This is a genomic window from Puia dinghuensis, assembly GCF_014642875.1.
GTDB classification, from domain to species: Bacteria; Bacteroidota; Bacteroidia; order Chitinophagales; family Chitinophagaceae; genus Puia; species Puia dinghuensis.
In genome coordinates, this window is sequence record NZ_BMJC01000005.1 from 336416 (window position 1) to 349085 (window position 12670).

9 protein-coding genes are annotated in these 12670 nt (G+C 52.6%); 7 read left to right on the forward strand and 2 right to left on the reverse strand.

Annotated features, from left to right (window positions below; all coding sequences use genetic code 11):
- The first annotated feature begins 66 nt into the window (after nt 1–66).
- Genes IEY39_RS23080 through IEY39_RS23095 form a run of 4 tightly spaced genes read left to right on the forward strand, consistent with a single transcriptional unit; the run spans nt 67 to nt 5319 of the window.
- Nucleotides 67–2217, forward strand: coding sequence for an AAA family ATPase (locus IEY39_RS23080; protein WP_188936163.1), 2151 nt, complete (start codon nt 67–69; stop codon nt 2215–2217).
- 44 nt (nt 2218–2261) lie between these two features.
- The gene (locus IEY39_RS23085) at nt 2262–3011 is read left to right on the forward strand and encodes a TolC family protein (protein WP_229689047.1); all 750 of its coding nucleotides are present in this window, start codon (nt 2262–2264) and stop codon (nt 3009–3011) included.
- Between the two features lies 1 nt (nt 3012).
- The gene (locus IEY39_RS23090; protein WP_188936167.1) at nt 3013–3591 is read left to right on the forward strand and encodes a gluconate 2-dehydrogenase subunit 3 family protein; all 579 of its coding nucleotides are present in this window, start codon (nt 3013–3015) and stop codon (nt 3589–3591) included.
- A 6-nt stretch (nt 3592–3597) separates the two neighbouring features.
- Entirely contained in the window at nt 3598–5319 is a 1722-nt protein-coding gene (locus tag IEY39_RS23095) for a GMC oxidoreductase (protein ID WP_188936169.1), read from the forward strand.
- A gap of 11 nt (nt 5320–5330) precedes the next feature.
- On the opposite strand, the gene IEY39_RS23100 is transcribed toward IEY39_RS23095, so the two are convergent.
- Complete coding sequence (locus IEY39_RS23100; RefSeq protein WP_188936171.1) at nt 5331–6836, reverse strand: O-antigen ligase family protein; 1506 nt, start codon at nt 6834–6836, stop codon at nt 5331–5333.
- A 239-nt stretch (nt 6837–7075) separates the two neighbouring features.
- Here IEY39_RS23100 and IEY39_RS23105 point away from each other — a divergent pair, with 239 nt between their 5' ends.
- The gene (locus tag IEY39_RS23105) at nt 7076–7909 is read left to right on the forward strand and encodes a cupin-like domain-containing protein (protein WP_188936173.1); all 834 of its coding nucleotides are present in this window, start codon (nt 7076–7078) and stop codon (nt 7907–7909) included.
- Here the strand turns inward: IEY39_RS23105 and IEY39_RS23110 are convergent.
- Nucleotides 7902–9497, reverse strand: coding sequence for an ArnT family glycosyltransferase (locus tag IEY39_RS23110; protein ID WP_188936175.1), 1596 nt, complete (start codon nt 9495–9497; stop codon nt 7902–7904). The genes IEY39_RS23105 and IEY39_RS23110 overlap by 8 nt on opposite strands.
- Nucleotides 9498–9670: 173 nt before the next feature.
- Here IEY39_RS23110 and IEY39_RS23115 point away from each other — a divergent pair, with 173 nt between their 5' ends.
- Together IEY39_RS23115 and IEY39_RS23120 are read left to right on the forward strand one after the other, a co-directional pair.
- Nucleotides 9671–11299 carry a hypothetical protein gene (locus IEY39_RS23115; RefSeq protein WP_188936177.1) on the forward strand — a complete coding sequence of 543 codons (1629 nt, stop codon included), beginning with the start codon at nt 9671–9673 and terminating at the stop codon, nt 11297–11299.
- Between the two features lie 24 nt (nt 11300–11323).
- Nucleotides 11324–12667: a flippase gene (locus IEY39_RS23120; RefSeq protein ID WP_188936179.1), complete on the forward strand. Its 1344-nt coding sequence runs from the start codon at nt 11324–11326 to the stop codon at nt 12665–12667.
- The last annotated feature ends 3 nt before the right edge of the window (nt 12668–12670 follow it).

The window sequence follows — 12670 nt, forward strand, 5'->3', positions numbered from 1 at the left end:
GTACTCAAAAGAAAATGGGTTATTCTATTGGTGGGAATCATCGCTGGAGGGGTAGCTTACTATTTTATGCGCAACGAGCCTAAGACCTACAAGTCGGTCTCGCAGATCTCCACAGGCTTCACTATCAACGATGAGTTCAGACTTGGCGATAACAACTTCTCCCTCTTCGATGCCGATGTAAAGTTCAACAACGCCATCGCGACCTTCAACTCTCCCATCGTCATCAATCTCCTTTCCTATACCCTTATCCTTCACGACCTGGAAAACCCCAATCCTTTCCGGGTTCCTACACCGGAAAGCAGAAAACTTCCACTTTACCAGTCCGTCAACCAGGAAAAAGCCCGGAAAGACTTTTCCGACAAACTGGAAACCGTGACCATGCTCAACAGCTTCAATCCCGACGAAAAGAAGCTGCTGGAATTCCTGGCTCTCTATAAATATGACTACAAATCCATCACAAGCAAACTGACGGTCCAGCGCCTGCAGGGGACAGACTATATCCAGATCGAATTCCTTTCGGAGAAACCCGAGCTGTCCGCCTTTGTCGTCAACACCATATTCCAGCAATTCCTCCGGTATTATAATACGACCCGTAGCAACAGGTCGCAGGAAGGCATCGACACCCTCCGCAGCCTGATGGAAAAAAAGAAAATTGAGCTCGATGCGAAGAACGCATTGCTGCGGGGAGAAGCCCCTGTCGGTGCGGCGGCGGATACCCGAAAACTGGCCGACCTTACCAATCTCGAGCGGGCACTCACGGATGAAAAATCCCGGCAGGTGAACCTCTACTCCAACCTCCGGAAAGTAAACCAGCGCCTCGCCAACATGGGCGTCGATGCGCAGGCGACAACGCAGAACACCGCCACCACGACAGACCAGACCAACAGCGAGGTGTTGATCCTGCGCAAAGCAAAGGAACAGGCCTACCTCGACTATGTCAACAGCGGTTCGAGTGATAAGAATCTCCTGGCGAAATACAACCAGCTCAACAAGGAATACCAGAATAAGATCATCAATTCCAACCAGTCTCTTGCCAGAACCGATCCGGGCACGGGCAAGATAGACGATCCGACGACGAAAAAAGCCGACCTCCTGCAGGAAAAAAGCGATATCGATTTCGACATCCAGGAAAGTACAAGATACATCGACTCCCTCCAGACCCGCATCAACATGCTCAGGGGAAATTCCGACCGTGACGCCTCGAAGGAAGTAGCCGTCGAAAGCCTTATAAAGGACGCCGACCAGGCCAATAAAGACTACCTGGAGATCAAAAAGAAATACAACGACGCTATCGACCTCACCAGTTCGTCCCTGAACAATTTCCGGCAGATACTGTTGGGCCAGCCGGCGATCACGCCCGAGCCTTCAAAAAAACTGCTCATTGTCGGAGGGGCTGCTGTAGGCGCCATGGTCACCGCCATTCTCATTATCCTGGTGCTGGCCTATCTCGATTCTTCGGTAAAGACCCCCCGTCTCTTCGCCCGGGTGGTTAACCTGAAGCTCATCAGCATGATCAATTTCATGAACCTGAGACAGAAGAGCATCGCCGAACTGGTTACCACACTCGACACGACCTACGATACCAAGGACAAGATACGCCACAACGTCTTCCGCGAATCGCTGCGCAAACTGAGATACGAGATAGAGACCAGCGGTAAAAAGATATTCCTCTTCACCAGCACCAAAAAAGGCCAGGGCAAGACGACCATCATCCAGGCCCTCTCCTATAGCATGAGCATGAGTAAGAAAAAGATACTCATCATCGATACCAACTTCTGCAACAACGATCTCACCACAGCGCTCGATGCGCCACGCATCCTCGAGAAGATCGTCCCCAACGACCGCACCGAGGATAGCCTCGCCGAACAGATAAGAAACCTTTCGAAGGATATCGGCGTCGATACGGTCTTTATCATCGGCTCCGAAGGCGGTGATTATACCCCCTCTGAAATTCTACCACGCAAACACCTCCTTCAGCACCTGAAGAGCCTGTCCAACGACTATGACTACATCTTCCTGGAAGGGCCGCCCTTGAACGATTTTTCTGACAGCCGTGAGCTGGCACAGTATGTAGACGGCGTCATCGCCATCTTCTCTGCCGACCAGATCATCAAGCAAATTGACAAGGAATCCCTGGAATTCTTCAATGAATTGAACGGGAAGTTCAGCGGTTCCATTCTGAATAAGGTGGACCTGGAAATGGTCAACGTTTCCTGAGCCGTGAGCCGAAAACCATGAATCATACCAAACTCGTATATTCCATGAATCTCAGAGCTTGTTTATTGATCGCCCTGACATTGTTGATCGTTTCCACATCCGTCCGAGCCCAGGTTCAGACCGAAGGTCATCAGGTACAATCACCCTATACGCCGCCTGTCAGCAAACGCCCTATCCGGTCGCTCCCCATCAAGGACACCGGCGTGGAAGAAAAGCTGGTCCAGCTGGCCCTCCAGAATGTCGGCTACGACGCGGTCACCCGCGGGATCACTATTGCCCAGTATAAGGTGAAGAAGGAAAAACTTTCCTGGTTCGATCTGCTCCAGATCTCCTCCCAGTTCAACGACCAGTCTTTCAAACATTATGCAGCTAACAGCAACATAGCTTACATCTATCCCAAATACTTCTACGGCATCACCATCCCCATCGGTACCCTGCTCTCAAAAGGCGGCTCGGTAAAAGCAGCAAGAGAAGAAGTAAAGATCGCCGAAGACAACCAGATAATTGCCGCCCTGAAGCTCAGGACCGATGTTCTTTCCAAATACAAACAATGGCGGTCGAGCAATGCCCTGGTCAACCTCCAGCGACAGGTAGCCGACGACATACACGCCGCCTTTCTACAGGTAGAAAAACGATTCAACGATGGGCAGGTAACCATCGAAGCGTATAGTGACGCCTCGCGCAGCTATACCACCGAAATGACAAAACTTATCACGTTTCAACTACAGGCCGATACGCAAAAGCTGGAGATCGAACAGATCATCGGTGTGCGATTGGAATCAGTCCTCAACTAACATGAAAAGACGTACAGCCATTGGCCGAATCGTGCTCGCCGGCGTCGTTGGCGCAGGAGCCTTCTCCGGGTACAAATGGTACGAATGGAACAGGACCCCTGACATGGACTATCTCGACCGGCGCCGGGCTACCCTCGCCGCGCTCGTCCAGACCATCCTCCCGCCGAGCCCTACCATCCCCGGTGCTGCCGACGCAGGCGTACATGACTATATCATCCGCTACGTAAAAGATTGCGTAGACGCGCACACCGCCAATACCTTTATCGATGGACTGAAAGATGTCGCTCACTATAGCCGGAGCCACTTCAACAAAGAGTACGAAGCCTGCACTCCGGAAGAACAAACCTCCATCCTGCAACACTTCGAAGAAAAAGGCCGCCCCTTCAACGGTGTCCTGGGCAAGGCGGAAACCAAATTCCTGGGCCCGGCCTTCTTCCCTCTCCTGCGCGAATACACTGTGCGAGGCTACTGTACATCAGAAGCGGGTGCAACCAAAGGACTGACCTATGTCCCCGTCCCCGGCAGTTTCCACGGCTGCATCCCGAAAACCCCCGGCCAAAGGGCATGGGCAACCAAATAAAAACGTATGGGCGATCAGCAACAAACTCCGAATCTCAATACAAAAGGCGTCCAGGCAAATACCTATGACGCCATCGTAGTAGGCTCCGGCATCAGCGGCGGCTGGGCCGCAAAAGAACTCTGCGAAAAAGGCCTGAAGACCCTCGTACTGGAAAGAGGACGCAACATCACCCACATAAAAGATTATACCACAGCCTTCATGGCCCCATGGGAATTCCCCCATCACCTGGCCAATACCCTCAAAGACAAAGAAGCGGACCCCGTGGCAAGCGGTGCCTACGATGAAGCCTGCAAACAATTTTTCGTCAGCGACCGCGAACATCCCTACATCCAGGAGAAACCCTTCTACTGGATCCGCAGCTACCAGGTCGGCGGCCGGTCTCTCACCTGGGGAAGACAATGCTACCGGCTCAGCGACCTCGACTTCGAAGCCAATGCCAAAGAGGGCATCGCCGTCGACTGGCCCATCCGGTATAAAGATATAGCTCCCTGGTACGACTATGTGGAGTCCTTCGTCGGCATCAGCGGAAAAGCCGAAGGTCTCCCCCACCTCCCCGACGGGGTCTTCCTGCCACCGATGGACATGACCTGTGTCGAGACCGAATTCGCACAAAAGATCAAAGAGAAATATTCCGATCGCCTCGTCACCATAGGCCGCGTCGCCAACCTCACCGAGGCCTGGAAAGGCCGTGGGCCCTGCCAGTTCCGCAATCTCTGCTACCGGGGCTGCCCCTTCAGCGGCTACTTCAGCAGCAACGCCGCCACCCTCCCCGCCGCACAGGCCACCGGCAATATGACCCTCCTGCCAGACTCCATCGTCATCGAGGTGCTCTACGACAAACAACAACACAAGGCCAGCGGAGTCCGGGTCATGAACGCTCATACCAAAACCGTCACCGATTATTTCGCCCGCATCATTTTCCTCAACGCCTCCACCATCGCCACAGCCTCCATCCTGCTGCAGTCCACCTCCCGCAGCTTCCCCAACGGCCTGGGCAACTCCAGCCAGCAGGTGGGCCATAACCTCATGGACCATTTCAGCAGCACCGGCGCACAAGGCGAATACGAAGGCTTCGATGATAAATACTACTCCGGCAGACGCCCCGTCGGCATCTATATGCCCCGCTTCCAAAACCTGGGCCCCTCCACCGCCCGCAAGGACTTTCTCCGCGGCTACGGCCTCCAGGGCAACGGCTCCCGCCTGCGAGGCATCGATCAGTTACCCGTTCTAGATGGCTTCGGCCCCAAATTCCGCGACCAGCTGGTACAGCCCGGTCCCTGGACGCTATGGCTCGGCGGCTGGGCCGAGGCGCTTCCCTATTACTCCAATAAGATCACCCTCGACCAGAATAAAAAAGATTCATGGGGCCTCCCCCTGGTAAAGATCGACTTCGAATACAAGGAGAACGAGACCAATATGCGAAAAGATATACTGGCCTCCACGGAAGAAATGCTGACAGTCGCCGGTTTCAAAAATATCAGTTCCTACAACCACACCCCCATCGGCGGCGCCACCGTCCACGAAATGGGCACCGCCCGTATGGGCCGCGACCCAAAGACTTCCGTCCTCAACGCCTTCAACCAGATGCACGACGTGAAGAATGTCTTTATCACCGACGGCAGCTGCATGACCTCCGGAGCCTGTCAGAACCCATCCCTCACTTATATGGCCCTGACAGCCCGCGCCTGCGACTACGCCGTCACAGAAATGAAAAAAGGAAATTTGTAGGGCTCACCGGATCACCGCAGTCGCGGCGTTTCCTCCGGAACATAGTTAGCCCTCAGCAGAATCGCTATACAGGGATAAAAGAACTCTACCATAGTGATCTCGCCGATGCCTTCCTGCGCGATATCGCCGACAACAAAGGTGAAGATACAGGCAAGACAGGCCGCTATCACCGTTTTGTTACGATCACTTGGCGCAGTGAAATACTCCCTTATACCCGTCCGCATTACCATGAATAAAAGGATCACGCTGATGATGAGGCCGATCCACCCCATCTCCAGGGCCGTCTTCAGATAATTGTCATCCGTCGCGAAACCCGCCAGATAATGCCCCGGGTTATAGGTTACCCCGTTGGCATTGGTGGTACCAAGCCCGCCGCCTATCGGATGCACAAGGATATAGGGCTGGATCATATGCCGGTTTCGCTCCCGTACCAGATTGGATTCGTCATGCTGGCCTTCGAAACTGGTGCGAAACCGATTGAGCGTAGGACTCCCGTAATAGGGAAGCCTGATCATTATCAGCAGGAGGGCGACAGCCGCGATGGCCAGCATCCGCGTTTCCTTCCTGTCCATCCTCAACAGGACATACAACCCCAAACCCGCCACCATCATGATGTTCGAAGTGCGCGTCCCCGAATAGGTACTGGCAAGCAACATGGGGATCACTCCTATAAGGTAAAGCCGCTTCCGCGCTTTTCTTTTTTCATTCAGCCCGATAATCGTATACAGCACCACCATGGCCGCCATATCCATCCCAAAGGCCGTCGGCCCTGACGTGGTCGAGAATTTCCTCACCTGGCCGGCAAAAAACACCGAGGCGCCCTTGTTCTTAGCGATATACACCATCTCGAAGGGGAACAATCCATGCCATTGCTCGATACAACCATACAGACCGCAAAGGAAAGAAGCCCAGAAAAGCACCAGCAGGAATTCATCTATCCGCTTCCAACTGCTAAAGACGTGAAACGAAATAAAAAGCAGCAAAATAGCTTCCAGATAAAGCCGGAAGGTGGTATACCAGCCAAACAAAGAGTGAGCCAGCGGGTTAAAAAATTCCAAAAGACCCATCAGAAACAGGATAAGGGTCCAGACCATCACCTGCGACCTGAACAAATAGGCCGATGCCTGTCGCAGATTGTCTCTTCTCAATACAAAACCCAGCATGGCTAAAACAAGCAGGGCATCATAGCCGATCCCCGGCTTCGCCACCTGGGCGTCCACGTCCAACAACCGCGGAACGACATATATAAAGTAATTGAAGAAAACGATGAAATACAGCGCTATCCTCGCGCTGGCCAGACAGGGAAGGGCGACGCAAAGCCCAAACACCACTGCAAGAACGACTCCCCCGAGAACCGGCTGCCTGGGCATAAGATAGCCAAGCGTCGCCGCCATCAACCCTAACAGAATGTACCCGAACCAGTTGTTCAATTTCTCGTCGAGAAAGGTCTTCGCCAGGAATTTGCTGAACCGGCCGCTTACCCGCTGTTTCCGCCGAATTGCATAATTGTTGTCCATGGAAAGGTCAGAGAAATACGACTTTTAAAACAATGAAAATAAAGGTTATGACAATACAGGCGACCACCAGTTTCTCATGCGTGCTGACTACCCTATCTGCGGTATTTTTTTGCTTATTCATAAAAGAACCCCTTCATTATCAATCTCCCTGCAAAGGGAATACCAGGCTACCCCCCTGAAGGGTTTAATAATTCATAAAAATATGTATATCTTGGCAAACTTAATAATTGTAAATCCCTATGCTCACCGTAGACCGCCGTACAAACCTCTCTTACGAAGAGTTCAAAAATGAATACCTGATCCCCAGAAAACCCGTCATCATCACCGACGCAACCGCGGCCTGGAAAGCCTCCACATGGACCCCGGAATTCTTCAGGGAAAGATACCCTGACAAAATGCTCTCGACAGACCAGGGCGAAATGCGGATGGGGGATTTCATCGACGCCATCACCAACAACAGCGATACCCCCGGACCATTCCTCCGCGAACAACCGCTAAAAGACGTTTTTCCCGATCTTATAGATCATGTAGAACCTACCCCCTCTTATGTCACGCCCAATTGGCTCGGCGGCAACTATCTCGTCGGCTCCGTAACGCGCCGGCTCAACCGCGAATCGCATATCGAAGTGAATTTCTGCGGCCGCAGGATCTTTCCCTACCTGCATATCGACGACCTGGGTGTCCATGCCTTCATCACCCAGCATTATGGCGACAAAGAGTTGATCATCTATCCCCCCGACCAGGAACCCTTCCTCTACCGGAAACCTGACACCCGCTTCTCCGAGATCGTCGACGTCGACAACCCCGATCTGGAAAAATATCCGCTCTTCGCAAAAGCCACGGCTATCCGCGTCGTCGTCAAAGCCGGTGAAAGCGCCTTCATGCCCTCCGGCTGGTGGCACACCACCCGCGTACCAGGCACATCGCTTAGCACCGTGATCAGCCTTTCCAATGCTTCCAACTGGGCCGACCTGGTAGATTACATGCAAAACACCAGCTACAGCCCCCGACTCTTCCGCATCTATTCTCTCTACCTCAAGAGCGCCGGTTACCTGAAGTCGCGGTTTAGTTAATCCGTTGGAGGATACAAATGGTTCCCGATGCAGCGCCCATCCATCGGCGGTAGGGATATTCTTTCACCACCCGATAACCGGCCACCGGTCCGAAAGAGACCAGCCATTCGTCGTCTTTCACCCACCACCAGCTCTTTCGGGCCGGGTCTTCCTGCCAGTCATAGGTATCATCGAATAAATAGTAGCCGTTGAAAGCCGGTCCTCCATCGATCTTCGTGGGCGGCAGATGCTGCTCGTCCGTCAGGTAATGCAGGGCTTCCCACCGCGCGCGGTTCCAGGAAAAATAATTATACGTCTCGCCCACCGATACTACTGCAAATACCACCAGCACGGTAAGCGCAATTCCGATACTCAACGGCCGGAAGGAGATAGCCGGCGCCAGCCGCATCCCCACAAGCGCACATAACAAGGGCAGCATAGGCAAGAGATAGCGATCGAACGTCCCGCCGACCAGCATGACCCCGAGATAAAGGACCAAAAAAGCTACCAGGAACACAACCCCGGGTTCCGCTTTCACCGTCGCGGTCAACCTACGCAGATACCGTATCGCCTGTACCCCCGCAACCGCCAGCAGCCCCGCCCCGATGGCGCCCGCCACCGTCACCAGCACCCATACGCTATGTGCGATCAAAGGAGTGTTCGGCAAATGCAGGATCATCGTATCCCGCAGATCGGTTACGCCTACGCCTGCCGGATTGATGATATTCCCGAAAAAGGGCATCACCTTCTTCGTACCCACACAATATCCCAGCACAACCAATACCGTCAGCGCATACCAGACCAGCATCCGCCGGCTGACCCTGAACAGGAACAACAGCGGCAGGATAAACAATCCGCTGTAGACGAGTACGCCGAAGACCTGCTTTGTCAGGAAGAAAGGAAGCGGGTATTCCTTATTGGTGAAATTCATCCGGATATGGTTGAACCCCTCATCATACAACAACGGCCGGCCGGAATAATGATAAAGCAGGCTATTGTACACCAGGTAAGAAACAACCACCGCAGCCACACCACCGGCCGCCATCAGCAAGGACTTCCGGCTCCAACTATCTTTCACAACCACCACCAGGGCCCAACTTACGATGACCAGCAGCCCCAGTTGCCTGATCAATGTAGCGCAGATGCAAAAAAAGACGCCCCAAAGGATGTACCTCCGGCCGGCGCCCCTCATCCCCTTCAACAGGCAATACACCGACAACCACAAGGCGGCAGCAAAAGGGACATCCGTCATAAATGAATTGGCAAGATTAAGATAGAGCGGGTTCACCAGCACGATCAGCCCCGTAAAAAAGGCCAATCGATTATTTCCCGTCAGTTCCTTCACGATACCATAGCTGCACAGCACACCAACAAGTCCCAGAACGATAGTGGATAACCGTACTATGAAAAAAGAAAAACCGAACAACCGGCAAAACAACATGCCCCAACCTAATTGGGCGATGAGCGGCATCGAGGTGAAACCACAGATGCTAAAGGAATGAAGCCGGTAAAGATTCTCCAGGCTGCGGGTGTAGGACCAATCGTCATTCAGCGGGAATTCCCCCAGGGGGCGGATAATGATCTCGATCAATATCCATAATAGGATCAAGATCAGAAAATAATTTCTAGCGCTTTGCTTCATCATTTAAGCAAGGAAGATATAGCTTTTTTCGCAGTAAATGTGTAGATTTGTCCTATTCGATATCCTCCTTCCTCCGATATCCCCACACGCCCGATATCCTCCCTTTACACCTGGATAGACACCCAAACATAAACCCCATTATGACCCCATCAAACGACATCCCTAAAACAGGAAGACTCGCCCTTATTGCGGCTTGTGTGCTCATGCTTGTGCTGGCCTTCATCCAATGCTACAACGCTGCTGATGGCATTCATTGGTTCTTCGATCCGGACTATTATCGTGACATGTCCTGCGTTCAGGAAAATCTCTACGGTCATTTTGGCAAAGACCCCAATTACCTCAACAATTATCTTTGGTATAACCCCCTGCTCACCGGGGTCGAGACGCTTATCGTAAAATTCACCGGCCTGCCGCTCAATCTGGCCTTTGCAAAAGCGGGCGTCTATCTCAACCTCCTTGCCCCCATTACTTTCACCCTCATGCTGGTCACACTTTTCGACTGGCGCATAGCTGCTGCCGGGTTGCTGTCCTATCTCTTCCTCGCCTCCGGTAACCACTATACCTTCGACGCAGCTACCTACTCTCCCTGGCTCTACCCGGGGTCCTTCACCCAGGCCATCTTCTACGGCAACGTCATCTTCTGCTATAAGGCCTTCACCACGCAAAAGTTTTACTGGTTCCCCATCCTCGGGGCCACGCTTGGCATCAGCTTCCTCGGCCACACTGCGCCGACGATAATTATCATCCTCATCCTGGTGATCCTTCAAACCGGCAACATCCTGAAAAGCTTCCGCGAAAAAGACTATGCAGCCATAAGAAAATATATTCTGCAGGGAGCCGTCGTCCTCATCCTGTTCGTCCTATTCTCCATGCCCCTGTTGTATTTCATCGTTGGTAAATATCACCTGAAATTTATCAATCGCATACCCTTCGAATTCGTGGAAGACCTGTTCATCTTCCGTAACCTGCCCACCCTTTTCCGCATGAACGTCGGAATCGCCCTCCTCATCGCGGTCATCGGCGTGGTCTGGTTCTTCCGCAACATCCATCAACCCGTGAGCCGAAAGATCTTTCTGGCCTGGCCCGCACTCGCCATCCTGCTCTTCGTCTATTCCACCGCAGTAAGCTCGCTCGACCGCAACTATAATATACACCTGCCCGGCACCGTCCCCGCCTTTCATTATTTCTTTTACCTGAAGGCAGCGCAATCCGTCTTCTATGGCTTTGGTCTGGTGTTCCTCCTGCAATACGGCTTCAGCAGGATAAAAGCCATTCGCGCCCCACAGCTAAAGGACGGACTCCTGGCCTTTGCCGTCCTCCTTTGCGCGATCATCTACTACCCCTTTTACCGCAACCGCCAGGACTTTGTTTTCTATCGTACCCAAAACCTGCTCATGGACAAGGCCACAGACAAGATCCAGACCTATGATTATATTCTAAATAACGTCCCACAGGATAAAGTGATCCTCTGCGAAGAGACAACCAGCATCTTTCCCGTGATGGCGACGGCAAGAAAGATGGTCTCCAACGGCATCACCTACTCCAACCCCTACGTGGATTTCTGGCAACGGGAGAACGCCCGCAACAGCATGTTGTCCTACCTGAAGACGGGACAGCCTTCATCCGCAAAGAAATTGTTCGACGACTACCAGGTCAACTTTATCCTGCTATCTAATGCAACTTTTAGTAATCCTGCTACGCTCTCCGGGTTCGACAGCCGGTTAGTCTATAAAAACGATTCGTACTCGCTATATTGCATAAAAATGTAGCCAGACGGAAAGGCTTACAATACCATGACTACATCTAATCGGCGCTATTGGCTTCAATCCGGGTTCCTGAGCCTGATGATCAATTTCCAGAATCTGCTCTTCGGGTTTGGCAGCTTTTATCTCCTTGTCCGCATGCTGGACAAACATACCTTTGGCATCTGGTCCCTCTTCATCGCCACCACCACGATCTTCGACTCGGCACGCAGTGGCATGATCCAAAACGCACTCATCAAATACCTTTCCGACCACACCGAAAAAGATCATCCCGCCATCCTTTCGGCCTCCTTTTATCTCAGCGGGGCCCTGATGCTGGTTTGCATCATCGTCAACATCAGCATTGCCGGCTACCTGGCCCACATCTGGCATGACAACCAACTCATCGGCATGTTCTATGCCTTCAACCTCGTCTACCTGCTGCAGGGTATCCTTTATCAGTTGCAATGGGTTGAGCAGGCCAACCTCAGCTTCAAAGGCGTACTCACCAGCAGCGTGATCCGGCAGGGCGGCTTCTTCGTCTACATCGTGCTGGCCTTCTTCCTGCATTGGCCCGGAAGATTGATGAACTTCATCTGGGTACAGGCTGCCTGCGCGTTGGTCGCACTGTTCGTTCAATATGGCTTCGTCCGCAAAAACCTGATCCTCACCAGGAAGATCGACTACGCCTGGGCAAAAAGACTATTCGGCTATGGCAAATACGTCTTCGGCACCAACATCAGCGGCATCCTCACCGGCACCATCAACCAGATGATGCTGGGCGCCCTCCTGTCGGCCGATGCGGCAGGGGCCTTCAACGTAGCCATCCGAATCACCACGCTCACCGAAGTTCCTACCAATGCCCTTGGAACCATCGTCTTCCCCCAAAGCTCCAAACGCTTCGCCAGCGAAGGCAAGGGTGCAATAAAATACCTCTATGAGAAATCTGTCGGCACGCTGCTGGCCATCCTCATTCCATCACTCGCCATCCTCTTTTTCTTTCCGGGCTTCGTAGTCCACGTCATCGCTGGTAGCAAATACCCGGAAACCATACCCATCATCCGGCTCACTGTCCTCTATTGCCTGCTGACTCCCTTCAGCCGGCTCTTCGGCACCATCCTCGACTCCATCGGCAAACCCCGCATCAACTTCATCATCATCATCCTGTTCACGACAGTCGAACTGGTTCTCACCTGGTATTTCATCATCGCCTTCGGAATATTGGGCGCCGTATACGCAACGCTCACGGCCTGCATCCTTTTTTTCATCGTGATGCAGATTATCCTCGCACAGCTGCTAAAGATAAACTTCCTGAATACCTTTGTTTACGCAGTCCAGTTCTACCCTGATTTTTATCAGAACTATATAAAAAAAAGAAGTATTTTTCATTCATAAACC

Bases quoted from the DNA above. Each gene is read 5' to 3' on its own strand.
- IEY39_RS23080 (WP_188936163.1), top strand. From the start codon at position 67: ATGCGCAACGAGCCTAAGACCTACAAGTCGGTCTCGCAGATCTCCACA.
- IEY39_RS23085 (WP_229689047.1), top strand. From the start codon at position 2,262: ATGAATCTCAGAGCTTGTTTATTGATCGCCCTGACATTGTTGATCGTT.
- IEY39_RS23090 (WP_188936167.1), top strand. From the start codon at position 3,013: ATGAAAAGACGTACAGCCATTGGCCGAATCGTGCTCGCCGGCGTCGTT.
- IEY39_RS23095 (WP_188936169.1), top strand. From the start codon at position 3,598: ATGGGCGATCAGCAACAAACTCCGAATCTCAATACAAAAGGCGTCCAG.
- IEY39_RS23100 (WP_188936171.1), bottom strand. From the start codon at position 6,836: ATGGACAACAATTATGCAATTCGGCGGAAACAGCGGGTAAGCGGCCGG.
- IEY39_RS23105 (WP_188936173.1), top strand. From the start codon at position 7,076: ATGCTCACCGTAGACCGCCGTACAAACCTCTCTTACGAAGAGTTCAAA.
- IEY39_RS23115 (WP_188936177.1), top strand. From the start codon at position 9,671: ATGACCCCATCAAACGACATCCCTAAAACAGGAAGACTCGCCCTTATT.
- IEY39_RS23120 (WP_188936179.1), top strand. From the start codon at position 11,324: ATGACTACATCTAATCGGCGCTATTGGCTTCAATCCGGGTTCCTGAGC.